Annotated in this window: 26 protein-coding genes; 8 read left to right on the top strand and 18 right to left on the bottom strand. The window is 67.8% G+C overall.

Features of this window, described 5'->3' with window-relative positions; genetic code table 11:
• Positions 1-32 precede the first annotated feature (32 nt).
• The 9 genes from LI337_RS04035 to LI337_RS03995 form a co-directional block, all read right to left on the bottom strand.
• Positions 33-323: a DUF8036 family membrane protein gene (locus tag LI337_RS04035; RefSeq protein WP_303645229.1), complete on the bottom strand. Its 291-nt coding sequence runs from the start codon at positions 321-323 to the stop codon at positions 33-35.
• 78 nt (positions 324-401) lie between these two features.
• Positions 402-704, bottom strand: a complete 303-nt coding sequence (locus tag LI337_RS04030; RefSeq protein WP_227228434.1) for an ArsR/SmtB family transcription factor — start codon at positions 702-704, stop codon at positions 402-404.
• Positions 704-2,248 (bottom strand): molybdopterin-dependent oxidoreductase, encoded by a 1,545-nt coding sequence (locus LI337_RS04025; RefSeq protein WP_227228433.1) that lies wholly within the window; start codon positions 2,246-2,248, stop codon positions 704-706. The genes LI337_RS04030 and LI337_RS04025 overlap by 1 nt, the downstream gene beginning before the upstream one ends.
• A 174-nt stretch (positions 2,249-2,422) precedes the next feature.
• On the bottom strand, positions 2,423-2,959 hold the full coding sequence (locus LI337_RS04020) for a hypothetical protein (RefSeq protein ID WP_227228432.1): 537 nt from the start codon (positions 2,957-2,959) through the stop codon (positions 2,423-2,425).
• 45 nt (positions 2,960-3,004) lie between these two features.
• Positions 3,005-3,187: a 1,2-phenylacetyl-CoA epoxidase subunit PaaE gene (gene paaE / locus LI337_RS04015; protein ID WP_227228431.1), complete on the bottom strand. Its 183-nt coding sequence runs from the start codon at positions 3,185-3,187 to the stop codon at positions 3,005-3,007.
• A gap of 9 nt (positions 3,188-3,196) precedes the next feature.
• Positions 3,197-3,700 (bottom strand): 1,2-phenylacetyl-CoA epoxidase subunit PaaD, encoded by a 504-nt coding sequence (gene paaD / locus LI337_RS04010; protein WP_227228430.1) that lies wholly within the window; start codon positions 3,698-3,700, stop codon positions 3,197-3,199.
• On the bottom strand, positions 3,697-4,584 hold the full coding sequence (paaC, locus tag LI337_RS04005; protein WP_227228429.1) for a 1,2-phenylacetyl-CoA epoxidase subunit PaaC: 888 nt from the start codon (positions 4,582-4,584) through the stop codon (positions 3,697-3,699). Before paaC ends, paaD begins: the two co-directional genes overlap by 4 nt.
• Positions 4,581-4,907, bottom strand: coding sequence for a 1,2-phenylacetyl-CoA epoxidase subunit PaaB (gene paaB, locus LI337_RS04000; protein ID WP_227228428.1), 327 nt, complete (start codon positions 4,905-4,907; stop codon positions 4,581-4,583). Before paaB ends, paaC begins: the two co-directional genes overlap by 4 nt.
• A 2-nt stretch (positions 4,908-4,909) precedes the next feature.
• The gene (locus LI337_RS03995; protein WP_227228427.1) at positions 4,910-5,851 is read right to left on the bottom strand and encodes a Phenylacetic acid catabolic protein; all 942 of its coding nucleotides are present in this window, start codon (positions 5,849-5,851) and stop codon (positions 4,910-4,912) included.
• Between the two features lie 84 nt (positions 5,852-5,935).
• Between LI337_RS03995 and LI337_RS03990 the strand changes: the two genes are divergently transcribed.
• On the top strand, positions 5,936-6,640 hold the full coding sequence (locus tag LI337_RS03990) for a helix-turn-helix domain-containing protein (protein ID WP_227228426.1): 705 nt from the start codon (positions 5,936-5,938) through the stop codon (positions 6,638-6,640).
• 155 nt (positions 6,641-6,795) lie between these two features.
• Here LI337_RS03990 and LI337_RS03985 read toward each other — a convergent pair whose 3' ends face one another.
• Complete coding sequence (locus LI337_RS03985; RefSeq protein ID WP_227228425.1) at positions 6,796-7,059, bottom strand: DUF8075 family protein; 264 nt, start codon at positions 7,057-7,059, stop codon at positions 6,796-6,798.
• A 161-nt stretch (positions 7,060-7,220) separates the two neighbouring features.
• On the opposite strand from LI337_RS03985, the gene LI337_RS03980 reads away from it, so the two are divergent.
• Positions 7,221-7,817, top strand: coding sequence for a J domain-containing protein (locus LI337_RS03980; protein WP_345777736.1), 597 nt, complete (start codon positions 7,221-7,223; stop codon positions 7,815-7,817).
• A 75-nt stretch (positions 7,818-7,892) separates the two neighbouring features.
• On the opposite strand, the gene LI337_RS03975 is transcribed toward LI337_RS03980, so the two are convergent.
• On the bottom strand, positions 7,893-8,672 hold the full coding sequence (locus LI337_RS03975) for a DUF7839 domain-containing protein (RefSeq protein WP_227228423.1): 780 nt from the start codon (positions 8,670-8,672) through the stop codon (positions 7,893-7,895).
• Between the two features lie 131 nt (positions 8,673-8,803).
• On the opposite strand from LI337_RS03975, the gene LI337_RS03970 reads away from it, so the two are divergent.
• Complete coding sequence (locus tag LI337_RS03970) at positions 8,804-9,532, top strand: metallophosphoesterase (RefSeq protein ID WP_227228422.1); 729 nt, start codon at positions 8,804-8,806, stop codon at positions 9,530-9,532.
• Between the two features lie 30 nt (positions 9,533-9,562).
• Here LI337_RS03970 and LI337_RS03965 read toward each other — a convergent pair whose 3' ends face one another.
• Positions 9,563-11,356, bottom strand: a complete 1,794-nt coding sequence (locus LI337_RS03965) for a glycoside hydrolase family 13 protein (RefSeq protein WP_227228421.1) — start codon at positions 11,354-11,356, stop codon at positions 9,563-9,565.
• A 210-nt stretch (positions 11,357-11,566) separates the two neighbouring features.
• Here LI337_RS03965 and LI337_RS03960 point away from each other — a divergent pair, with 210 nt between their 5' ends.
• Positions 11,567-12,196, top strand: a complete 630-nt coding sequence (locus LI337_RS03960) for a hypothetical protein (protein WP_227228420.1) — start codon at positions 11,567-11,569, stop codon at positions 12,194-12,196.
• A 57-nt stretch (positions 12,197-12,253) separates the two neighbouring features.
• Here the strand turns inward: LI337_RS03960 and LI337_RS03955 are convergent, their stop codons facing one another.
• Positions 12,254-13,642, bottom strand: a complete 1,389-nt coding sequence (locus LI337_RS03955; RefSeq protein ID WP_227228419.1) for an NAD(P)/FAD-dependent oxidoreductase — start codon at positions 13,640-13,642, stop codon at positions 12,254-12,256.
• Positions 13,643-13,725: 83 nt separating this feature from the next.
• On the opposite strand from LI337_RS03955, the gene LI337_RS03950 reads away from it, so the two are divergent.
• Positions 13,726-14,907: a threonine synthase gene (locus LI337_RS03950; protein WP_227228418.1), complete on the top strand. Its 1,182-nt coding sequence runs from the start codon at positions 13,726-13,728 to the stop codon at positions 14,905-14,907.
• A gap of 339 nt (positions 14,908-15,246) precedes the next feature.
• Here LI337_RS03950 and LI337_RS03945 read toward each other — a convergent pair whose 3' ends face one another.
• Complete coding sequence (locus LI337_RS03945) at positions 15,247-15,789, bottom strand: CDP-2,3-bis-(O-geranylgeranyl)-sn-glycerol synthase (RefSeq protein WP_227228417.1); 543 nt, start codon at positions 15,787-15,789, stop codon at positions 15,247-15,249.
• Positions 15,790-15,950: 161 nt separating this feature from the next.
• Between LI337_RS03945 and LI337_RS03940 the strand changes: the two genes are divergently transcribed.
• Positions 15,951-16,790 carry a proline dehydrogenase family protein gene (locus LI337_RS03940; RefSeq protein WP_227228416.1) on the top strand — a complete coding sequence of 280 codons (840 nt, stop codon included), beginning with the start codon at positions 15,951-15,953 and terminating at the stop codon, positions 16,788-16,790.
• A 102-nt stretch (positions 16,791-16,892) separates the two neighbouring features.
• Complete coding sequence (locus tag LI337_RS03935) at positions 16,893-17,558, top strand: DUF502 domain-containing protein (protein WP_227228415.1); 666 nt, start codon at positions 16,893-16,895, stop codon at positions 17,556-17,558.
• Between the two features lie 38 nt (positions 17,559-17,596).
• On the opposite strand, the gene LI337_RS03930 is transcribed toward LI337_RS03935, so the two are convergent.
• From LI337_RS03930 to LI337_RS03920, 3 genes are all read right to left on the bottom strand, one after another.
• On the bottom strand, positions 17,597-18,529 hold the full coding sequence (locus LI337_RS03930; RefSeq protein WP_227228414.1) for a branched-chain amino acid transaminase: 933 nt from the start codon (positions 18,527-18,529) through the stop codon (positions 17,597-17,599).
• Positions 18,530-18,645: 116 nt separating this feature from the next.
• The gene (ribB, locus tag LI337_RS03925) at positions 18,646-19,326 is read right to left on the bottom strand and encodes a 3,4-dihydroxy-2-butanone-4-phosphate synthase (RefSeq protein WP_227228413.1); all 681 of its coding nucleotides are present in this window, start codon (positions 19,324-19,326) and stop codon (positions 18,646-18,648) included.
• Between the two features lie 2 nt (positions 19,327-19,328).
• On the bottom strand, positions 19,329-20,033 hold the full coding sequence (locus LI337_RS03920; RefSeq protein ID WP_227228412.1) for a CTP-dependent riboflavin kinase: 705 nt from the start codon (positions 20,031-20,033) through the stop codon (positions 19,329-19,331).
• Between the two features lie 310 nt (positions 20,034-20,343).
• On the opposite strand from LI337_RS03920, the gene argS reads away from it, so the two are divergent.
• Positions 20,344-22,110 (top strand): arginine--tRNA ligase, encoded by a 1,767-nt coding sequence (gene argS / locus LI337_RS03915; protein WP_227228411.1) that lies wholly within the window; start codon positions 20,344-20,346, stop codon positions 22,108-22,110.
• 193 nt (positions 22,111-22,303) lie between these two features.
• Here argS and LI337_RS03910 read toward each other — a convergent pair whose 3' ends face one another.
• Entirely contained in the window at positions 22,304-23,920 is a 1,617-nt protein-coding gene (locus tag LI337_RS03910) for a nucleotide-binding protein (RefSeq protein ID WP_227228410.1), read from the bottom strand.
• Positions 23,921-23,958: the final 38 nt, after the last annotated feature.

Here is a 23,958-nt window from a genome sequence, read left to right as displayed (position 1 = left end):
GTCAGGATTTCGACAGAGCCGTCGAGTTCCCTCTATCTGACCGTGACGTAGGCCAGCACCCCGAGCGCGACGGCCTGCAGGGCGCGCATCACCAGCACGGCCTGCTGGACGTGCGGGTCACCGGAGTAGAGGCTCTCCATGCTGAAGAAGAAGTAGATGGCGACCGCGTTCTCCACCAGCAGGACCGCACCGAACGCGATCAACCCGGCGATCAGCGGGGTGCCGAACGTCCGGTAGTTCCGTACCCACACGGCCGTCACCGCGCCGAGGAGCAGGAGGTTCACGCCCGACAGCGCACTCGCCAGCATGATCGTCGTCTCCATGGCGACCATCAGCGCCCCCTCCGAGAGTCCATCACCGACATCGGCGTCGCCTCCCGACGCCAGTCGGCCGACGCCGACTCATCCGTCGATCTCCTCGGCGATGCGCTCGAAGGTGTCCCACTCGCGTTCGACGCGGTCGGTGACGAAGTAGAGTTTCCCGTAGTCGTCGCCGCCGGCCTCTACGACGCCGTGTTCCTGCAGGGTGTCGAGGTGGTGTCTGACCGTCTTGTAGCCGACACCCAACTCGTCGGCGAGTCGGTTCGCGTTCCGGGGTCGCTCCGCCAGCGCCCGGACGATGCGCGCCCGGTTCGGCCCGCCGCGTGTCGCGGTCAACAGGTACCACAGCGTCTTGTCGTGGCTCCTGTGACTGGTCGCGTCCATCACGGCTCCACCTGCTGTGAGACCCACCCGGTCGCCCCGCTCGGGAACGACTTCCGCTGTTCTTCGGGCTGGAGCCTGCCTTCCGCGTCGGTCGCGCGAACCACGACCTCGTGTGGCTCGTCGGCCTCGTAGACGTAGTGCCACTGCCGCCAGGCGTCCTGTGCGGTCTCCCGCAACTGTTCGCCGCCACGGAACGCGCCCGGCAGGCGCGCGGACAGTTCGGCGTCCGACCACGTCTCGCCGCCGTCGGTCGAGACCTCGACGCGGGAGATGCCCCGCGTCCCGGCGTAGGCGTGGCCCGCGACCTCGATTCGCCCGTCGTCCAGCCGGTTGACGGCGTGGAGTTTGGCGACGGTCTCGACCGGGCCGGTGCCGTGCCAGCCGCGCTTCTCCCAGTAGCCGTCTGCCGGGTCCTCGAGGATCTCGATCTCGGTGAGCCACTTGACGTTGATCTCGCCCCAGTGACCGGGGATCAGCGCCCGGACCGGGTAGCCGTGGCCGCGCGGGAGGCGTGCGCCGTCCATCCCGTACGCGAGGAAGCCGTCTTCCAGCGCCGAGACCGGGAACTCCTCGTAGAAGTCGTCGTCCGCGCGGAGCATCACACAGCACTCGTCGGGGAGCGGGTGGCCGGTCGCGTCCTCGATGACCTCGACGAGTGGGACGCCGGTCCACAGCGCGTTGTCCAGCTTCTTCCCGTTGAGTGGTTCGCCGACACACCGCAGGGAGACGAACCGGTGTTCGGGTTCGTACGCCCGGAGGTCGGCGTAGCTCACTTCGGCTTCCGCCTCGACTGCGCCGGTGATCGAGAGCGTCCAGTCGTCGGCCGAGAGGTTCGGATCGACGCTGTTGATGTCCACCTCGTAGAACCCCGGTCCGGAGAGCAGGCCGTCGATACCCGCGATTGGAATAGTGCGGTCCTCCGCGATCCGGAGCAGGTTCGCGGTCGTCGCGTCGGCCACGTCGTTCTCGGTCGTCGTCCCGCGACCGGCCTGCCGACCGAGTGCGGAGCCGATGCCCGCGACCGCCAGCCCGCCGATCCCGGCTTGGATCGCTCGTCTGCGTGAGACCGAGGCGGGTTCGGCACCGACTACCCGTCGGCCACGAACCCCGACCGCGACGACGGCAGTTCCGGCGACGGCGGCCGCGAGTGCCGAGGCGGTGGGACCGACCAGCAGGACTGCGACCGCGAGCGATCCGACGCCGGTGGTCGCCAGCGCCAACGCGGTCGGGGAGCGCGGCCCGGTGTCGCTGGTCCCGAATCGTCGCCCGGCGAGGATCCCGGCGAGCGCGATCGTGGCGAAGAGTCCGACCGTCAGCACGAGTGCGCCGAGGAACGCCCCCTGCTGGCCGAGCGACCCGAGATTCTGGATCGCCCAGGTGATGACCGCGCCGGGGGTGACGGCGGTCACTCCGCGACTGATCGGTGTGGCGACGAACGCGGGGGTGCCCCCGACCACAGCGTAGGAGGCCCCGACTGCGGCGAATCCGCCCGCGAGAGCGATCAGGAGTGTCCACGGCGAGGGGAGTCGGTCGGCGCGGCTCATCTGTCGCCTCCGAGGTCGCTCGTGTGGGTGTGGCGTGGCGGCGCGGTGTGCATACCAGAGTCAGGGACGGGACGGACAAAAGGGGTTTTCCGACATCGGACTCGCCTCTGTGCGGAGTCTGTATCAAATTCGACCCGAATCGCTCTCCTTCCTTCCTCAGACGTGCGGCACCGTTCACAGTTCGTGGCGTCGTTTGTACACCTCGTCCAGTGTGTGGACGGCTTCGAGCGCCGCGTCCAGTTCTCGTTCGAAGTCTCTCTCACTCTCGAAGGTTGCGAGCGTGTATCGCTGATCGACTTCGTGAACCAGGTCGTTACGGACGTTCTTGGCTCGAATCAGCCGTTCACGAGTCTCGTTCTCGATCGTTCCGGTTTCGTAGAGGAGACTGACTTTCGTCCCCACACTGGTCTCCACGACTAGGTCCCGTGCCCGGCTCACGTCTCTGACGTCGTCCCGCAAGAGTACACGGGCCAGCAGAGAGTTACTCCGGCTCTTGACTAACTCCACGGCGACAGTGTAGTACGGCAGGAGTGGTGCCAACAGGTCCTGACTCGGATTACCACCACTCTGTACGATACGCACCGCGTCGTCGAGTTCTGCCCGGAGCCGATCCAGATCGTTCAGTGGATGGCGAACGAGCGTCCCCGACGAGACCGAACTCTCGGCGACCGCGCCCTCGTGTGTCGTCTGCTCTGCGTCGTCTTCGACCATACGCTGGCCAGGTCGGTACGGACGAAAAGAGCAACGACGCGACGACTATCCGAACTTCTCGAACGGTTCCTCACACGCAGTACAGTAGTGCATCGAGCGACACAGTCCCGGGCCCTTCGGGTGCTCACGCTCCGTCTCCGTCGACCCGCAGTACGGACACTCAGCAGGCTCCGTGTCGCCGGACGTGCCCACGCTCGGATCGCCAGCGCCCGAATTGCCGAATCTCATTCTGTCACCTCACACACTCAGGCCGAACTCCCGCAGGGCCTCACGACCCTCCGGCGTCACCATGTCGACACACCACGTCGGCGAGTAGCGCAGTTGCACCTCGGCGTTCTCCACACCGGGCGCGGTCATCGCGGCACACCGCACGTCGTTCATCAGCATGTCCCGCGCGGGACACCCCGAGTAGGTCAGCGTCATCTCCACCAGCGCGTGGCCGTCCTCGACCGCCACGTCGTAGATGAGTCCGAGATCGACCACGCTGACCGGCATCTCGGGATCCTCGACCTCTCGGAGTGCGGCCCAGACGTCCGCGTCGACGCCGGTCGCACCCGACCCGTCTTTCGGGTACTCTGCCGGTGCCTCGCCGCGTTCGTAGTCGGTGTAGGCGCAGGCGTCCGAGTCGTAGTCCGGCGTGAGGTCGTCGGCGTCCGCGCTATCGGTGGCGTCGGCCGTCGCCTCCGACGCCAGTTCGGCTCCTTCGGGTCCGACGCCCGAGGGCGAGTCGTCGGTACTCACGCCTCCTCACCTCGCAGGCGGGTCGGCTCGTCGAAGTTCAGTTCGTGGTACGTCGCGGTGAACTCCGCGTGCAGGTCGAACCACGCGTCGGTGTGACTCCCGTCGCGGCCTCGCGCTGTCGGGCGCTCTGCGTCCGCCGGGTCGGGCACCGTCAGCCCGAGCGACTCCAGATACGGGATCGTCGTGTCGAGCCACTGGTCGCGCATCTCGCCCAGCGTCTCGGTCTGGAAGCCGAACGCGACGATCTCCTCGGCGTACTCGCCCGGTTCGAAGAGCGTCAGTGCGTGCGGGAAGAGTCGATCCAGTGCGCCCTGCACCTTCCTGTGGGCGTCACGATCCGGCGCGTCCTCACTCGCGCCCACAGCGTCCGCCGACTCTGCGGACTCGGTGTCGTCGGTGCCGACCGTCAGTCGCTCCAACCACGACTGGGCGTGCTCGCGGTGGTAGCTCTCCTCGTCGATGGCCTTCGGGACGCGATCCGCGAGGGGTTCGTAGCTCGTGTCGGTCAACGCCTCCAGCCGCAGAATCTCGGCGGTGTCGTAGAGGTAGGATCGCACGACTGCGTCCCCCCAGTCGCCCTCCGCGAAAGGTTGTTCGACCAGCGTCGCGTGCCGGAAGTCGGCCGGATCGCGCTCCCACAGCAGGTCCGCCTCGCGGTAGCCGAACTCCTGCAGGAGATCGTACCAGAGTCGAGCGTGGCCGTACTCGTCCTGTGCGATGTTCGCCAGCGCGAGGTCGGATTCGAGCGTCGGCGCGAAGATCTGCCACTCGACGTACCGCTCGGCGGCGACGTACTCGTCGTCTGCCAGTCGAAAGAGCAGTTCCTCCAGTGCCGACTGCTCGGTCTCGTTCAGGTCGCCGGGTGTCGTGTACGAGTCCGTCACGAGTCCGCCTCCTGGCGCTTCTTCGCGGCCTCGCGCTGTTCGTCCTCCGAGTCGGCGACCTCCTCCGCGAAACTCGCGTCGACCCGGTTGTACGTCATCGCCCACCGGTACGCCTTGTCGGTGCGCCCGCCGAAGGTCGCCTCGTCGGTGTCGACCTCGCTCACCTCGTCCTGGGGAACGACCCACAGCGAGTTGGTCTGCATCCGGCGACCGTGCTGGATCTGGGCGAACAGCTTCGCCATCTCCCGATCCGGCGCGTGGACGTTGCCGACGTGCCGGTGGTAGTCGCCCGGCTTCTCCTGTCTGAAGACTTCGAAGATCATGGTCAGTCGGCCGCCTGCGGGGTCGTGCCCGCGCCGGCGGTCTCACCCGCGTCGAGTGCGGTCCGAACCCACGAGACGGCCTCCTGTCGCCGTCGCCGCGAGCCGATCTGTTCGTGGCTTCCGTCGGATTCGTTCTTCGCGATGGTCCAGAACTCGTCCCAGTTCAGGTCGTCCTCGACGACCTCGTAGGTCCCGTCGTCGCGCTCCCGGATGCGTGGCTCGTCGGGAATCTCCAGTCCGTACTTCCGCGCCTTCGGCATGTATGCGTTGAGGAAGGCGTTCCGGAGTTCGTCGTTGGTCATCGTCTTCAGGCCGGTCTTGCTGGCGAAGTCGTGGTGGGTACTCTGGTCGTTCGTCGGCCCGAAGAACTGGAGGATGCGCGGCCACCACTCCTCGAACGTCTCCTGTGTGCGCTCGCGGTTCGCCTTCGAGGAGCCCATCAGTTCCCGCAGGATGTCCTCGCCGTGTTTGACGTGGAACCCCTCCTCGAAACAGACCTTGTCCATCGCGTGGGCGTACGGTTCCCAGGAGGTGCGCTTGAGCGTCGCCTGCCGGCGCATCGCCGCGCCGTCGACGAAGAAGTCGATCATCGGCGCTTCGTACCACGAGTCGACCGGGTAGTGGAAGCAGTTGAGGAACTTCCCCTCGCCGGTCGCCAGTTCGTCCAGCATCTGGTCGCGCGACTTCACGCCGAGTGCTTCTGCCGCCCGATAGAGCAGTTGCGCGTGCCCGATCTCGTCTTGGCACTTCGCACTGGCGGCGAGTTTCCGGTCCAGACTCGGCGCTTTTCGAGTGAACTCCTTGTCCAGATAGCCGCCCATCACCTCGCTGTTGGCGTGGAACTGGATCATCCGGGTCGCCGCCTTCCGGTACTCCTCGGGCATGTCGTCTTTCGGCCCGAACTGTCTCGGGCCGGCCCGCTCGATGACCTCGTCTACGTCCATGATAGACCGTTACCTTCTGTGGTGCATACGATTTGGCCCGTCTATAGACGGGATTTAAATATTCTACCCCGCGATACTGCGGTGATGATCGAGGAGTGTCTGGTCGTCGAGTGTCGGGTGACGGGCGACGACTGCCCGCTTGCCGCCGCGTCCCGCGAAGTCGGCATCCGAATCGAGTGTACCCCGCCGCAGGCGCGGGCGGACGGCAACGACCTCCTGCACTTCTCTGCACCCGCGAGCGACGACCTCGCGGCGACACTGGACGCCGACGACCGGATTCGCTACCTCCACCGGTCGCGTGGTGGCAGAGACGGGCGCGGTCGTCACGCGGTAGGTGGGGGGGAGAGCGACCCGGCGGGGACAGATCCGACCGGCAGAGACGACTATCGGTGTCTCTCGAAAGCGCCCTGTGTCGTCCACGACCTGACGAACGCCGGACTCGTCGTCGAGTCGATCACCTACGAGGACGGCGCGGAACGCTACGTCGGGGCGGTCGTCGGCTACGACGTGCTACAGGGAGTGCTCGAAGCGGCCGGCGACACGGTGGGCGTCACGCTGGAGCGCGTCTACCCACTCGGTCCCGAGGAGGCCGGGACCCCGGCCGGTCGCTGGGACGTGACACCGCGACAGGAGACCGCGATCCGCACGGCTCTCGACATGGGCTACTTCGCGGTCCCGCGCGAGACGACCGCGAGCGAGGTCGCCGAGGCGATCGGGATCAGCAAGTCGGCGTTTCTCGAACGTCTCCGGCGCGGACAGGCCGGTCTGTTCCGGCAGGTGTTCGGATAAGAGCGGGTCGGTCGACCAGTTCCGCCACGACGTCGGCGACGACTCGGCCGAACTCCTCGCGGCCCCGGCGACTCTGTTCCAGTTGGAGACCACCCGTTCCACTGGCCGTCAGCCAGTTCACGGCGTTCGACTCGGTGTCGCCCGCGTACTCGGCCTCACTCCTCGGCGTCTGCCGGCGCTCGCCGCTGTTCGCCGTGGTCCGCACAGAGAACTTCGCCGCTGTCGGCGTCGAGGTAGAAGCTGTCGCCGGCCTCGATGCGGCGGCCACAGACGCCACAGCCGTCGTCGTGCCGGAGGTAGTACTTCGCCCCCTCCCGCCCCGTCTCCAGTCGGTTCGCCCGGACCGCGAGCCGTGTCAACCCCTCACCGATGGCGGTTCTGTCGGCCGAGTCGGCCTCCTCGAATCGGATCGGTCGCATGCGTGGACAGAGGCGGGGCAGGGGGAAAAGGGCGACCCGGAGTGTGCAGGCCGAGCGCCGAGTCGCGCCCCGACTGCTGTCTCGGCGTGTCTCGGGAGACGCCGACCGTCGCCACGAGCGGTAGCGAGTCATTCTTTAGCCCCCGATGCTAAGGGATGTCCGTGCTTCCGGAGTGGCTCTCGCTGTTCCCGCCGTGGCTCCTCGTCGGACTGGGTCTCGGTGTCGTCGCCTCCGTCGCGGTCGCCGGCGTGTTCGTCGTCGGGGGCCGATTGTTCCCCGGCCAGTCGCACGCGACCGGCCCGCGCGTCGACGGGACCGACCGCAGGAGAGCCGAGATCAGAGACTACCTCCGCCGGATCGACGAGCGATTCCACGAGGACCACTCGGTGTACGGCCACACGGTCGCCTTCTACCTCCCCGAGCGTGACGTGGCGATCACGTTCGACGCGCAGGCGTACTTCGTCATCGAGCGTGCCGGCGGCTTCGCGGTGCTGTGTGAACACGAGATGCCGGCGATCCACCTCGGGAGACGCCTCCCCTTCGACGTGCCGGATCTGGAACCCGAGATCGAGGAGTTGGACGATCCGGTGTCTGCGGCCTTCGACCACCTCGAACTGCCGACGACCGCCGACAGGGACGCGATCAGAACCGCCTATCGCGATCGCGTGAAGTCGGTCCACCCGGATCAGGGTGGCGACCGTGAGGAGTTCCAGCGACTCCGCGACGCCTACCAGATCGCCAAAGACCACGCCGACTGACTCCGCGCCGACTCTCCTCCGACTGTCACTACAGCCTCGTTCGTTCTCCTCGTCCACCGTATCCGCGACCTCTGCCTACGTATCCGCGACCTCGTAGGCCACCTCTGCGTCGCGGAGCGCGTCGGTGACGCGACCGAACGCCTCGGTGGTGACGACCGCGACGACGTCGAGTCCGACCGGCGCGGCCGCCGCTGCGATCTCGCCGGCGGCGACCGTCACCGTCGGCTCTACACCGGCTTGCCGGAGCGCGACGACCGACTCGACGCCGGCCGCGACGACCAGATCGGCCGCCTCGCAGGCGTCTCGGAGCGCCTCACTGTCGGCCGTCCGACTCCCGCCGGACCGAACCGGCGGGAGTTGGAACAGCGTCACGCTCCCGGACTCGATGTCGATGATCCCCTCGAAGCCCGTGACGCTCACGTCGGTCCCGGCCTCGGCGTCGGTGGTCGCCACGCCGGTCGCCGGCCCCTCGTCGCCCGGTGTCGCGTGGAGCAGGCCACGCTGAATCGAGAGGGTCACCGTGTCGCCGGTCTCGATGTCGGCCGTGGCGATGGCGGCGTCCTCCTCGACCGTCTCCAGGACGTCCTCGGTGACGTGGTCGGCGAATCGGCGGATCGACTTCGCCTCTCTTAAGAGCCAGTCGACGCCCTCCTTCGTGACTCGGTAGCGCGAGCGACCCTCCTTCTCGACGTAGCCCTCGTCGCCGAGTTCGCGGATGTACTCGCTGACGGCTTGGCTCGTGATGCCGACCGCGTCGGCGATCTCGCCCTGACTGACGGCTGGCTGGCGGTCCGCGATCTCGACGAGCACGCGGAACCGGGTCGCGGTCCGCTTGTCTTTCAGGGCGTCTGCCATGCGCGAAGGCTCGGGGGGAGGCAAGAAAAGCCTCCCGTCTCGGTGTCCGGTCTCGGTGCGGGCTGACCCGACAGCCGTCACCGGACTGCCCGAGTCGTCACGGCTTTGCCGGTCGCGGCCGACCTCCGGACGTGGACTGGATCGAGTTTCTGGACCGTGCCGTCTACCTCCCGGCGACCGAGACGCTGGTCCTCGCGGACACCCACGTCGGCCGAGACGAGGCCAGCGAGGTCGAGTTCCCACTCGGCGAGTCGACCGATCTGCAGGATCGACTGACAGCCCTGTTGGCTACCTGCGAACCGAGCGAGGTCGTGTTCGCGGGCGACGTGCTCCACCAGTTCGATAGCGCGAGCTACGGCATCGCGGAACGTCTGCGGGACCTCACCGAGGCGTGCCGCGAGGCGGGGGCGACCCCGGTGCTCGTCGCCGGGAACCACGACGCGATGCTCGACTCGGTGTGGGACGGCGAGGTGCACGACAGCTATCGGATCGAAGCTGTCGATCCATCTCGGCCGGACTACGACGTCCTCGTCTGTCACGGCCACGAGGAACCGAAACTAGACGGGACAGAGACTCCGGCTTGCTACGTGATCGGGCACGACCACCCGACGATCAACATCGAGGGCCAGCGCCGGCCCTGTTTCCTGTTCGGCGAGGGCGTCTACCGCAACCGCGACGTGGTGCTGCTCCCGGCGTTCACGAGTCTCGCGGCCGGCGTGGAGATCAACGGGATGCGCGCCAGCGACTTCCAGTCGCCGCTGATCCGCCGAGTGAACGAGCTTCGTCCGGTCGTCTACGACGCGGACGCGGGTGAGTCGCTGGCGTTCCCGGAACTCGGGCGCTTCCGCCGCATGCTGTAGGTCTCTGCCGAACTGCCTCCAAACGACGATTTAGAGCCGGTAGACGACTGCTTCGTAGGGTCGGAAGTCGGCCCCGTCCGGACTGATCGGGCTGTCGGCGTAGTTCGAGTGGAGTATCTCGCTCGCGTCGCCCCCGAGGTCGGCGTCGGGATCGAACGTCGGCGACTCGCCGGACCAGTTGAGGACGACCAGCACCCGATCCTCGCCGAGCGTCCGCAGGTAGGCGTAGAACTGCTCGTGGTCGGGAAGCAGGAGTTCGAAGTCGCCGTACACCAGCACGTCTTCGGCGTGCCGGAGCGCGATCAGGTCGCGGTAGTGGTACCAGATCGAGGTCTCGTCGGCCAGCGCCGCCTCGACGTTGATCTCGTCGTAGTTGTCGTTGAGCGCGAACCACGGTTCGCCGTCCGTGAAGCCGGCGTGTTCGTCGGCCGACCACTGCATGGGCGTCCGGGCGTGGTCCCGCGAGACGTAGTTCACGAACGCGCGGAGGTCCTCGTAGGAGTCGACTTCGCCCGACTCGATCTTCTCGCGGACCGGCGCGATGGTCATCGGATCGTCGAGGTCGTCGATGGAGGCGAAGTCGGCGTTCGTCATCCCGATCTCCTCGCCCTGATAGACGTAGGGCGTCCCGCGACTCGTGAGCAGGAAGGTGGCGAGCAGGGTCGCCGACGCTCGGCGGTACTCGCCGTCGTCGCCGAACCGGGAGACGATCCGGGGCTGGTCGTGGTTGCCGAGATACACCGAGTTCCACCCCGATTCCAGATCGGTCTGCCACCGGGCCGTGGTCTCTTTCAGATCCGTGAGGTCCCACTCGCCCCACCCCTCGTGGTCCCACCGGCCCTCGGGACTCAGATCGAGTTCCATGTGCTCGAAGTGGAAGATCATGCTCAGCCCGTCGCCGTCCTCGCCGAGGTACTCCTCTGCGAGGTCGACGCTCGTGTCGGCCATCTCCGCGACCGTCATCGCGTCGTAGCGCGACAGCACACGGTCGTACAGCCCTCGCAGGTACTCGTGGATGCGCGGACCGTGCCCGAACTGCTCGACGCCGATAGGGAAGTTCTCGGGGTCGCCGTCCGGCAGGCCCTCGGCCTTCGAGATGTAGTTGATCGCGTCCATCCGGAAGCCGTCGATTCCCTTCGCCAGCCACCACTCGACGAGGTCGTCGACCTCCTGTCGGACTGCCGGCGTCCGCCAGTTCAGATCGGGCTGTTTCTCGTCGAAGACGTGGAGGTACCACTGTTCGCGCAGGTCGTCGTAGCTCCACGCCGACCCGCCCATGAACGACTCCCAGTTGTTCGGCGGCGCTTCCCCCACTGGGCCACCCTCCCACGCGACCTCGTAGTCGACCGACTCCGCCGGCACGCCGTCGCGCCAGTAGTAGTAGTCCTCGTACCCGTCTTCCTCTCGGCGAGAGCGCTGGAACCACTCGTGTTCGTCGGAGGTGTGGTTGACGACGAGGTCCATCAGCAGGCGCACGTCGTGGTCGTGGAGTTCGGCGAGGAGCGCCTCCCAGTCGGCCATCGTCCCGAACTCCTCGTGGACGGCGCGATAGTCCCGGATGTCGTAGCCGTTGTCGGCGTTCGGCGAGTCGTAGACCGGACAGAGCCAGACCACGTCCACACCGAGGTCGGCGAGGTACGGCACCTGCTCGGTGATCCCGGCGAGGTCGCCGATTCCGTCGCCGTCGGTGTCGCGGAAACTTCGCGGATAGATCTGGTAGACGACAGCCTCCTTCCACCACTGGCGGTCCGGGACGGCCACGTCTCCGCCGGACCCCGGCGAGGTCTGCTCCGGTACGTCCGCATCTGGCGAGTCGGCAGTCATAGGTCGCGTAACGCGGATCGGGAAGGTAGTGTTTTGCATCGGTATCGGGGTCCCGTGAGGACTCCCGGGCCGACGCTGTCGGTCGATCGTGTCCGGCGATCGACGAGTTAACCCGATCTTAACTCCTCTCGGAAACTAAACTAAATACACCTGAGAGGCGCTCTATCGGCCGAAAGCGTGATATAGGGTTGCCGAGAGACGACCACCTGTATGGGGAAGTCAGACGACCCGATCACCGACGCCGTCCTCGGCGAGTCGACCTACGACCGACTCCGGGCGCTTCGGTTCGGCGTGTTCAAACAGGCGATCCACCGAAAGCTCGCGTGGCAGAGCTACCTCCTGCTGTCGCTCGCTGCGCTGTTACCTATCGCGGCCGCGCTCCCGGACTCCACACGGATGCAGTATCTCACCGGCGAGTTGGCACTCGCGTCGCCGAAACTCGCGGTCCTCGGCTTCGCCGGCGCGCTCCTGCTCGTTCTCACGGGACTGGGGCACGCCGGCGTGGCGGTGCGGCGACTCGCACGCGAACCGAACATCTCGGAGTTCGAAGCCGAGCAGTTGCTCGCCGCCGAGAACGTCTGTTCGACTCTCGGACTCGGCACCGCCACGCTCGCGGTCGCCATCACCCACGCCGGCTTCGCACTCGGCTTCGGCGGGGCGAGCGCGGTCGCGTCGTACGTCGACGTGATGGGTGCCGACCCCTTCGCGGCCTCGAACCTGCCGTTGTCGCTCGGCACGATCATGGTCGTCTCGCTGCTCGGGGCGGTCGTCCTCCAACTGCTCTCGGCGTTCGTCTTCGTGGAGAGTCTGTCGAACAAGTACGCCAGCGTCGACTGGTAGCGGTCGGCGATGAGCGGCAGGCGACAGACGGCTGGCGGTCGGCCCGTCTCCCCCGACTCAGCGATCCGCCAGCACCGCACTGGCGGCCAGTCGGCCACTCTTCATCGCGGCGTTGATCGACGACCACCCGGTGTAGTCGCCCGCGAGATAGGTGTTGCCGCCGGCCGTGCGCGCCGAGGGCAGGTCGTCGTGGACACCCGGCGGTTGGGCGAACTGCGCGAACTCGATCCTGTCGGTCGCCACCACGTCGAGGTCCTCGAAGTCGCGTTCGGGGTACCACGCCGCCAGCGCGCGCCGGGTGGCGGTGAACAACTCCTCGTCGTCCGCGTCCAGCGCCTCGCGCCCGAGGAACGTCGCCGTGAGGAGTTCTCGACCGGCGGGTGCGTACTCCGGCGCGACCTCCGACATCGGGACGACCGCGTTCGGGCTGGCGTCCTTCGCGTTCAAGAGGAGTTTCCGGTCGGTGCCGAGGTCGGTCCCGGTCGGGAGGCTGTAGTACTGCGTCACGGAGGAGACAGCCTCGGTCGGGATGGACGGGACGCCGGTCAGTTCGCGAGCACGCTTCGGATCGGCGGCGACGACGACCGCGTCCGCCTCGACCGTCCCCTCGCTCGTCTCGACCGTCACCGAACCGCCCGTCTCGTCGCTGTCTGCCTCGGCGGTCTCTCCGTCTCCCGCGTCCGTCGGCAGGTCGTCGAGGCGTTCCGACTCGCCGCCGTCGGTGATCTCGATCGCACGCCCTCCGGAACTCGCCGGATCGACGACCTCGGTGGCTTCGACGCCGGTTCGGATCTCGGCTCCCGCCTCGCGGGCGCGAGCGGCGAGTTGCTCGGGGATCGCTCCCATCCCGTCTGCGGGAACGCCGATCTCGCCGGCGGAGAGGGCCTTGAACGTGTACTCGAAGACGCGTTTGGAGGTGGCCAGTGACCGGTCGAGCGTGATCCCGCCGTAGAACGGCGCGACGAAGTGCTCGACGTAGTCGTCCGAGAAGCCCCACTCCGAGAGGTGCTGTCGGATCGACCGGTCCGGGCCGTCGAAGATGTCGCTCTCGCTCTTGCCGCGAAGGTCCTGTCGAAGGAGGAGCGTCCGGGCTTTGTCCGAGAGGGGCACCTCGTCGTTCCGCAGCGAGTCGAGGATGGTGGTCGGTTCACGGAGTGGATCCGAGAGGATCGACCGCTTGCCGGGCCGGCAGATGCACGCACCCGGCGAGAAGGTCCGGAGGTCGAGGGCGTCGAGGTCCAGTTCCCGCCGGACGGCGGGGTAGGCGGTGAACAGCACCTGGAAGCCACGGTCGAGCGTGAAGCCGTCCCGCTCGCGGGTCCGGACGCGGCCACCGACCGTCTCGTGCTGTTCGTAGAGCGTCACGTCCGCGCCCGCCTCGGCGAGGTGTCGTGCCGCGACGAGTCCGGCGAGTCCGCCGCCGACGACGACCACTGAGTCGGTCATGTCACCGCGTTGGACCGGCGCGTACAAAGCAACTCCGACCGACAGACGGGAAGGGCTTAGTCGCTCGCGCCGAAGACACGGCCATGGACACGACGGAGTCGTTCCGTGGGCTGGCCTGCACCGACTGCGGCGCGACGTTCGACCCGGACCACCTCGACCGGTGTCCGGACTGTGGGGCACCACTCGCCCCCGAGTACGACTACGGCGCGGTCCCCGCCGACCCGGCGGAACTGGCCGACGGGTCGGGGATGTGGCGCTACGCCGACCTCCTGCCGTTCCCGGTCGAGTCGGCGGTCACCATCTCGGAGGGGGACACGCCACTGGTGGACGCCCCGCGTCTCGCCGACGAGTTGGACACCGGCACGGTCCTCGTCAAAGACGAGAGTCGGAACCCGACCGGCACGGTTCTCGACCGAGGGTTGTCGCTGGCGGTCACCGCGGTCGCGCAGTTCGGCGGCGAGGACCCGGAACCGCTGGCACACGCCACGCCGGGGAACGCCGGGCAGTCGGCGGCCGCGTACGCCGGCCGCGCCGACCTGCGATCCTACGCCTTCGTCCCCTCGCGTGCACCGTTCTCGAACAAGGCGATGATCAACGTCCACGGCGGCGAGATGCGCGTCGTCGGCGGGCGGTACCCGGACGCGCTGGCGGCCGTCTCGGAGCAGTTGGCGACCGACTGGACCTCCCTCCAGGAGTTCACGAACCCCTACCGGCACGAGGGCGCGAAGACGGTGGCCTACGAGGTGCTGGCCGACCTCGACTGGGAGGTGCCGGACGCGGTCGTCACCCCGGTCGGCACCGGCGAGGTGCTGGTCGGACTGGCCGAGGGGTTCCGGTCGGCCGTCGCGGCCGGGTGGGTCGAGGAGACGCCGCGGCTGTTCGCGGTCCAACCGGAGGGCTGTGCCCCGGTCGTCGAGGCGTTCGAGTCCGGCGCGGAGACGACCGAGGCGTGGGACCACCCGGACACCATCGTCGGCGAACTGGAGATTCCGGACCCGGCCGGCGGCGACCTCGCGGTGTCGGCGCTCGCCGAGTGCGACGGCGACGCGGTCGCGGTCGAAGACGAGTCGATCCTCCGGAGTGCCGTGACGGCCGCCGGGTCGGAAGGCGTGGAGATGGGTGCGGCCGGCGGTGCCTCGGCCGCCGGCGCGTGGGAACTGGCCGACGAGTTCGACGCGGACGCGACGGTCGTGCTGGTGAACACCGAGTCCGGCGGCAAGACGGCCGACGTGCTCCGGAGTCACCTGATGGGACAGGGGATCTGAAGCCGGGTCGGTCCCGTGTCGCCAGCAGCGCACTCGCTGTCGACTCCGGACTGCGGTCGGGGTGACCGAGTGACTGACTCGACGTGCGCTTTGTGCGCTTCGGAGAGACCAGGGGTGCGCGAGGGAGGCGGGTCACGAGTGCGCCCGGCGAGGCTGAGGAGGACCGGAGTGCGGTGTCGAGGCGGTTCCTGCGGTGGTGGATACTGTCGCGGCCGTGGGTCACGGATGCGATCAGGGTCGAGACCACGGCTCTCCGGGAGCACTCGACAGCACGGTTCCGACGACCAGACGACCGACAGACTGCGATCAGCCACCCGGACGACGACACGCTCGCCCGGATCACCAGGGCTCGTCTTTCAGGCCGAGCAGGTACGCCCCGACGTTCGTCACCACGTGCAGGACCGGCGTCGCGATCAACACCGCAACCACCACCGGGAGCGTGAACGTCGCGCCGAACCACGCCGGCGCGACGACCGCCGTGGTCACCAGCGCACCGACCACGAAGTCCAGTTGGTCGAGTCCGGGGAACGCCGCGCCGCGTTCGCTCCCGGTCCGGCGTTTCACGAACGACGCCCCGATGTCGCCCAGCATCGCCCCGAAGGCGAGTGCGAAGCCGACCCGGAGCGGGAAGAAGGGGAGTGCGACGCCCAGCAGGCCCGCGATCGAGTCGTGGACGACGTTCAGCCCGAGTGCCAACAGCGTCCCGGCGACCGTCCCGACCGCGGTGCCGCGCCACGTCTTCCCGTCTCCGAGCAGACGGTTGCCGCCCATCGTGCGGCCGCCGTCGATGGGCCGACCACCGCCGGCGACGACGGCGACGTTGTTCGGCAGGTAGGCGGGCAACATCGCCCACAGCGCGGTTGCCAGCGTCGTGACGACCATACACCCGCGTCGAAGCCGGCTGATAAAAGCTCCCGTGGTTCGGTCGCGGACTCGGGCCGACACCGACTACCTCGTCGACAGTTTCCGTGACCGACCGAAACTCCCGGCCGGCACGACCGGAGACGGTACTGACTTATGCCGACCCTCGCAAGGTTTGCCACATGATTCCACCCATCGCCAGCCGGTTCGTGGCGGGGGAGACGCCGGCCGTGGCGCTCGAACACACCCGACTCACGAACGCCGAGGGCGTGAAGGTCATCCTGAACCTGCTGGGCGAACACTACGACGACCCAGCGCCGGCCCGCGACGACGCCGACGCCTACCGGCAACTGATCGCCGACATCGCCAGCACCGGACTGGACGCCTGCGTCTCGGTCAAGCCTTCGCAGATCGGCCTCGACGTGAGCGAGGAGTTCTTCCGCGAGCAGTACCGCGCCATCGCCGAAGCCGGCGACGAGCACGACGTGTTCGTCTGGTGTGACATGGAGGACGCGACCACGACCGACGCGACGCTCGACGCCTACGAGGACCTCGCCCGGGAGTTCGGGGGCGGGATGGGCCTGTGCGTGCAGGCGAACCTCCGCCGGACCAAGACCGACCTCGAACGACTCGCGAGCGTACCGGGCAAGATCCGCCTCGTGAAGGGGGCCTACGAGGAAGGTTCGGACATCGCCTACACCGACAAGTCGGACGTGAACGAGGCCTACCGCGAGGATCTGGAGTTCATGTTCCAGGAGTTCGACGGCGGGATCGGTGTCGGGAGCCACGACCCGGCGATGATCGACTTCGCCACCGACCTCCACGACCAGTACGGCACCGACTTCGAGATTCAGATGCTGATGGGCGTCCGCGAACAGGCACAGTTCGACCTCGCGGCCGACGGCTACGAGGTCTGGCAGTACGCACCCTACGGCGACAAGTGGCTCTCGTACTTCTATCGCCGCGTCCGCGAGCGCAAGGAGAACCTCGGCTTCGCCCTGCGCGCGATCGTCTCCGGGTGAGGGTCCTCGGCGGTCACCGCGAATCCGGTCGTAAAGCCGCTCGTCACCTGCGGAGCGGGAAGAAGACTTGATAAGCGAGGCGGCGGTTAGACGAACCAGAGAATGTCCTCGTGGAAACGCGACGTCGCGAGTGGGTTGGTCGTCCTCGTTCCGTTGCTCGTCATCGCCGCCGTCGTCAGTTGGCTCTACAACCAGATACTCGGTCTGCCGTTTCTGTCCAGCATCATCAGTCAGGACGCGGCGGGGACGATTCCGGTCGAGGTCGTCCGGGTCGCCATCGTCATCGTCGTCTTCGCCATGCTGGTCCTGGCGGTCGGCTACCTCATGCGGACGACGCTCGGCCGACTCATCGAAGCCGGCATCGACGACGTGATCAACCGGGTGCCGGTCATCCGCATCGTCTACAACGCCTCCAAACTCGCCGTCGAGACGGCACTCTCCGGGACCGAAGACCTCCAGAAGCCGGTCCGACTGGAGACCTGGCCCGGTATCCGGATGACGGCGTTCAAGACCGGCAAGCAGACCGAGGACGGCCGCGAGGTGCTCTTCATGCCGACCGCGCCGAACATCACCACCGGGTTCGTGATGGAGGTCGAACCCGAACGACTGGAGGAGACCGACGAACGCGTCGAGGAGGCCCTGACGCGCATCCTCTCGGCCGGGTTCGCCGAGCAGAAAGAGGAGGGCATCCCCATCGACGTCGAGGACGAACGCGGCGAGGAGAAACCGACGCCCTCACCCGACGGTGGCGACGAGCAGGCGGGCTGAGAACGGTTCGTCGGGAACGCGGTGCGTCGACCGCGACCTCAGACGTAGGTGAACCAGTCGTCGTGGTCGTCGGTCCGGCGCTCCACGAGGTCGAAGAACGCCTGCTGGAGTTCCTCGGTGACGGGGCCGCGCGAGCCGTTGCCGATGGTCACGTTGTCGACCCGCTTGATCGGCGTCACCTCGGCCGCAGAGCCGGTGAAGAACAGTTCGTCGGCGGTGTTGAGTTCGCCACGCGAGATGGAGACGTTGTCGTGGACCTCGTAGCCGCGCTCCTCGGCCAGCGTGATGACCGTGTTGCGGGTGATCCCGTCGAGGATGGACTCCGAGAGACCGGGCGTGAATATCTCGCCGTCGCGGACGAGGAAGATGTTCTCGCCGGGACCCTCGGCCACGTTGCCCTCCTTGTTCAGGACGATGGCCTCGCGGTAGCCGTTTCTCCGGGCTTCCTCGCCCGCGAGCAGGGAGTTGACGTACAGGCCGGTCGTCTTCGCGTTTGTCGGAATCTGGCTGGAGGCGTGCTTGCGCCACGAGGAGACCATCACGTCGATGCCGTTCTCGAGTGCCTCCTCGCCGAGGTAGGTGCCCCACGGCCACGCCGCGATAGCCACGTCGGTCGGACACTCGCCGGGGCTGACGCCCAGCGCGTGGTACCCGAAGAAGGCGATCGGCCGGATGTAACAGGACTCGAGGTTCTGTCGCCGGATCAGTTCGAGCGTCGCCTCGCTGAGTTCCTCCCGCGAGAAGGGAATCTCCATGTCGTAGGGTTTGGTCGAGGCGAACAGGCGGTCGAGGTGCTCCTCCCACCGGAAGATGGCGGGGCCCTCTTCCGTGTCGTAACACCGCGCGCCCTCGAAGACGCCGGTGCCGTAGTGGAGTCCGTGGCTCAGCACGTGAATCTGGGCGTCGTCCCAGTCCACGAACTCGCCGTCCATCCAGATGGTGTCCACGTCCATGTCGTCGAAGCCGCTCATACGCGGGACAACAGCGCGGCAGGTGATAAAAGCACGAGTATCGTCCGTGAACGACCGATAGTACCGGAAGACAACTCGGCGGCGAGTTGTCGTCGGGCCGGAGAGACGCGAGCGAGTCAGCCCAACTGCTCGACCAGTGCCGACCCTTCCAGGTACACCAGTCCGTGCCGGTCGGCGTAGCTCTGCGCGTCGGCGGGTGACAGCGCCTCGCCGGTCTCCTCGTCGAGCATCTCACAGACGACGACGGCGGGCGTCACGCCGGCTTCCTGCGCCAGTGCGACACCGAGTTCCGTGTGGCCTCTGCGCTCCGACAGCAAGCCGGGCGCGGCCCGCAGGACGTGGACGTGACCGGGTGCCCGGAACTCCGACGCGAAGTCGGTTCCTGCCGGGTTCGCGGTCGCCTCCGCCAGTTTCCGGATCGTCAGCGACCGGTCGTTGTCGGTGATCCCGGTGTAGGTGTCGCGGTGGTTCACCGGCAGGGAGAACGAGGACCGCGAGTCGTAGCCGAGGTCGCCGCCGTCCGCAGACGGGTGAGCCAGCGCGTCGTCCAGCAACGGGAGGTCGAAGGCCGCACCGACCGCGTCCGGGATGGCGGTACAGATCAGGCCGCCCGCGTCGGTCCGCAGGCGCACCACGTCCTCGGGAGTCATCGACTCGGCCGGGTAGACGATGTCGGTCTCGCCCTCGCGGTCGGCGAAGTCGTGGATCAGGACCGGCTTGCCCTCGCGGAACGCCGCGACCGCCTCGGCGATGGTCGAGTCGGCGGCGCGTGGTTCCTCGGACGCGTGAGACGCCATCGTCAGACCTCCTCCACGCGGACCGTGATCGTGTCGCCGTCGGCCAGTCCGAGTTCGTCCCGGAGTTTCGCGGGCGCGATCACTTCCAGTTGCGTCTCGTCGTGGTGGGTTCGGTCCGGGACGATGATGTGGGCGGTGTCGAAGCTGTCGTCGCCCGCGACGATGGTCGCGGCGTAGCACGTGGCGGGGCCGAAGGTGCGCTCCTCGTCCTCCCAGCCGTCGATCGAGACCGCGTCCAGTGAGGCCATCCCGGCGCGGGCGCGGACGCTCTCCTCGGTCAGTTCGACGTTCAGGGTCCCGGCGAACGGTTCGTAGTCGAGTCGCTCCCGGAACTGCTCCATGTAGCCCGGCAGGGAGATGTAGTGTCGCCCCTCGCCCATCCCGCTGGTGACGGTGCCCTCGAGTGTCAGTGTCGCGTCGTCCTCGAAGATGCGCCGGTAGTCGGCGTACTCGCCGCGCAGGGCCGACTCGCCGGCGTCGGTGATCTCGATCCACTGGCCGTCGCTGACGATCTCGCGGTCGAGCAGACCGGCCTCGTCGAGTCGCTGGAGTCGCCGCGAGGCGGTCTGACTGGAGGCGTCGAGCCGACCCGCGAGCCCGGAACAGGAGACCTTGACGGGACCGGCCAAGCCCCCGTCGACCGCGACGAACTTCAGGGCGGCGAGTTCGTCGTGGCCGACGGTCGGCGTCGCTGTCGTCTCTGGCATGAGTAGACCGTCGGCCTCGCGTGGGTTAAGCGTACCGGAACTGAGAAGCGTAACAGAATCGTGACGGTGCGGGCGAGGCGGATGGTGTCGTACACACACGTCCGGTGTCGACCGGTTTGTATCCGTCGGTCGGTGGCTGTCGCCTGCGGTCGGTGGCTCTGTCGTGCGCTCCGAGTCCGACTCCGACGCGCGCGAGCAGGGCGTGCGAGGGAGACCACCGGGCGGTCCGGAGCGGTGGTCGGGACTGGGGAAGACCGAGGTGCGGGTCAAGTTCGTAAACCCATTTAGCCTCCCCGCGAAATCGACGCCCATGTTCAGAGCGTTCCGGGACGCAGTCGAAGCCGCAGTGGCCGACGCGCTGTCCGCGATGGATCTGCCGACCGACGACCTCGGCGTGGAGGAACCGCCGGACGACGTAGACGCGGTGCTCGCGTCCAGCGTCGCCTTCCGACTCGCCGGCGTGGTCGGGGCACCCCCGCCACAGATCGCGGGCGACGTGGCCGACGAGATCGACCCCTCCGGCTACGACTACCTCGGCGGCGTCTCCGCGCAGGGCCCCTACGTCAACTTCCACCCGTCAGAGGACTACTACGCCGACACCCTCGACGCCGGTCAGGACAGCGAGTGGGGCCGACTCGAAGACACCGGCGACTCGGTCGTCGTCGAGCACACCTCCGCGAACCCGACCGGCCCGATCCACGTCGGACGCGCCCGGAACCCGATCCTCGGCGACGCCGTCGCCCGCGTCCTCGACTTCGCCGGCAACGACGTGGAGCGCCACTACTACGTCAACGACGCCGGCCGACAGGTCGCGGTCTTCGCGTGGGCCTACGAACGGTTCGACGAGGCCGACCTCCCGGACCCGGAACGCGACCGTGCCGACTACGACCTCGTGCGCTACTACCGCAAGGGCAACCAGTTCCTCGAATCGGCCGACGAGGCGGCCGCCGAACGGGCCGAAGCCGAGATCGAGTCCATCATGCAGGGACTCGAAGCCGGCGACGACGAGGCCTTCGAGCGCGTCGGTCGCGTGGTCGACGGCTGTCTCTCCGGGATGCGTCAGTCGCTCGAACGCCTGCCCGCCGAGTTCGACGCCTTCGTGAAGGAGTCGTCGTTCATGCGCGACGGGTCGGCAGACGACCTCGTCCAGCGCCTGAAAGACAGCGAGTACGCCGTCTACGAGGAGGACGCGTGGCAACTCGACCTCTCGGCGTTCGGCTTCGAGAAGAAACTCGTCTTCCTGCGGTCGGACGGCACCAGTCTCTACACGACCCGCGACCTGGCCCACCACGAGTGGAAGTTCGAGAACTTCGACCGCGCCGTGACGGTGCTGGGCGAGGACCACAAACTGCAGGCCGAACAGCTCAGAACCGCGCTCGAAATCCTCGGCAACGACACCGATCAGCTCCGCTCGACGTTCTACTCGTGGGTCAACCTGCCCGAGGGTGGGATGTCCACCCGCGAGGGCACCGGCGTCGACCTGGACGACTTGCTCGACGAGGCCATCTCACGTGCCCGCGACGAGGTGGAGAGCCGCCTCGACTCCCGGTCGCGTGACGACGACCTGGACGAAGATGACGTCGACCGCATCGCCGAACAGGTCGGCATCGGCGCGGTCCGGTACGACATCGTCTCGAAACAGCCGACGAAGGGGATCACCTTCGAGTGGGAGCAGGCACTGGACTTCGAGGCACAGTCGGCCCCGTACGTCCAGTACGTGCACGCCCGCTGTTGTGGCATCCTCGACGAGGCCGAGTCACAGGGTATCGCCGTGCCCGGTGCGGACGAGATCGACCCCGACGTACTGGACAGCGAGTACGAGCGTGCACTGCTCAGAAAGATCGCGCGGTTCCCGGCGGTGATCGAGGAGTCCGCCGAGGACCTCGAACCGCACGTCGTCGCCACGTTCACGCGGGAGTTCGCGGAACTGTTCAACGCCTTCTACCGCGAGTGTCCGGTGTTGTCGGCCGACGACCCGGAGACGCAGCGCGCTCGCATCGCTCTCGTGGAGGCGTCCCGGCACACGGTCGCCAACGCGCTCGGCGTCCTCGGGGTCGCGGCCCCCGAGTCGATGTAGCGCGCGACCGACCCGACCACGGGACTGCCCGACCGCCCGCGCCCTACGCGATCAGCGTGCCACCGACCGCGAGGACGACGGCGGCACCGAGTCCGAGGGCCAACAGCAGAAAGAGCACGATCCAGCTCATCGGTACTGACTCTGATTCGTCCATGTCCCTGCTGGCACGAGCCAGCTAAAAGAAGTTCCCGATTCAGCCCAACAGTCGCCCGAGGAAACCCTTGCCGCCGTCGTCGTCGTCCTCGTCGTCCTCGTCGTCGGTCTCGACGAACGCCGCGTCCTCGTCGGTGTCGGTCGCAGCCCCGCTGTCGTCGCTGTCGTCCTCTGTCGGTTCGGCCTCCTCGACCAGCGACGTGGCGAAGACGGTGTCGTCGTCCTCGTCGGCCGACGCTCCCTCGTCCGGTTCTGCACTGTCGGCGACGAGCGGGTCGTCAGAGGGCGCGGTGTCTGCTGCGAGCGCGTCGTCGTCGGTCAGTCCCGACGGGTCGCCCGCGTCGTCTGCGTCGTCGGCCCCGACTCCCTCCTCGGAATCGTCGGCCGTCTCTGCTTCCGTCTCGGCTTCCGCTCCCGTGTCGTCGACCGTCTCGGTCGTCTCCGCGTCGTCCGACTCGCCCGCCGCCGTCTCGCTGGCCTCGGCGTCTTCGTCGTCGTCTGCGGCCGGGTCGGCGTCGTCTGCCGACAGCACGTCCTCACCAGCCGAGTCCTCGTCGGTCGTGTCGAGATCGAGATCCTCGGATTCGGTCGCGCCGGCGTCGATCTCCTCGGATTCACCTTCCTCGGATTCGGTGAGAGTGATTCCGTCGTCCGCTTCCTCACCGGTCTCTCCCTCGGCCGGCGAGCCGAGCGTGATCCCGTCGCCGTCTTCGGCATCGGTCGTCTCGCCGTCCTCGGCATCGATCGCTTCGCCGTCTTCGGCATCGCTCGCTTCGCCGTCCTCGGAACCGGTCTCGACCGCACCGACCTCGACGGACTCGGTCTCGCCGGCGGGTTCGGCGTCCGTGTCGTCGGTCCCCGCCGTCTCCTCGTCGGCAGTCGACGTCTCGCCCGCGTCGTCCGCCTCGGTCGTCTCGTCTGCCGGTTCGTCGACCACCTCGGGCGTCGGAATCGACTCGCCAGTCAAGCTACCGGCGAGCGCTCGGTAGGCGCTCGCGGCCGGCGAACCGGGAGCGTACCTCGCCAGCGGGTCGGCCAACTGCATCGACTCCCGAACGACCGGGTCGGCCGGGATGGCCTCGATCACGTCGGCGTCGAGGCGTGCTGCGACCTCCTCGGCGTTCGGGTCGTCCGGATCGACGCTCGTCAACACCACGCCGCGTGTCGTCCCGCCGAGGCGATCGACCACCTGTCTGGTCTTCTCGGTGTCGGTCAGCGAGTCGCGCTCGGTGGTCGAGACGAGGACGACCTCGTCGGCCAGCCCCAGCGGGAGCACCGTGTCGTGGCTGAGTCCCGCGCCGGTGTCCACGAGGACGTAGTCGTAGTCGTCCAGCGCGTCGATGACGGCTGCGAGGTTCGCCGGCTCTGCGGCCCGGAACCCGTCGATGCTCGTGTCGCCGGGGACGACCGCCACCCCGGCCGGTCCCTCGTAGACGGCGTCCTCGGGGGCGACCTCGCTGTCCTCGGCCAGCACGTCGTGGAGCGTCGCGCCGTCCGGGTCGACACCCAGCGCGTCGCCGAGGTTCGCCATCCCGATGTCGCCGTCGACGACCGCGACCGACAGCCCTGCAGACGCCAGTGTCGCCCCCAGGTTCACCGTGGTCGTCGTCTTCCCGACGCCACCCTTCGAACTCGCGACTGCGTAGACCGTTGCCATGATTGAGTTGTTGCCAATCACGCAGGCTAGCATATAAA

This window comes from Salinirubrum litoreum, from assembly GCF_020567425.1.
In the GTDB taxonomy this organism is placed as follows: domain Archaea; phylum Halobacteriota; class Halobacteria; order Halobacteriales; family Haloferacaceae; genus Salinirubrum; species Salinirubrum litoreum.
This window is presented reverse-complemented; position numbering and strand designations above follow the sequence as displayed.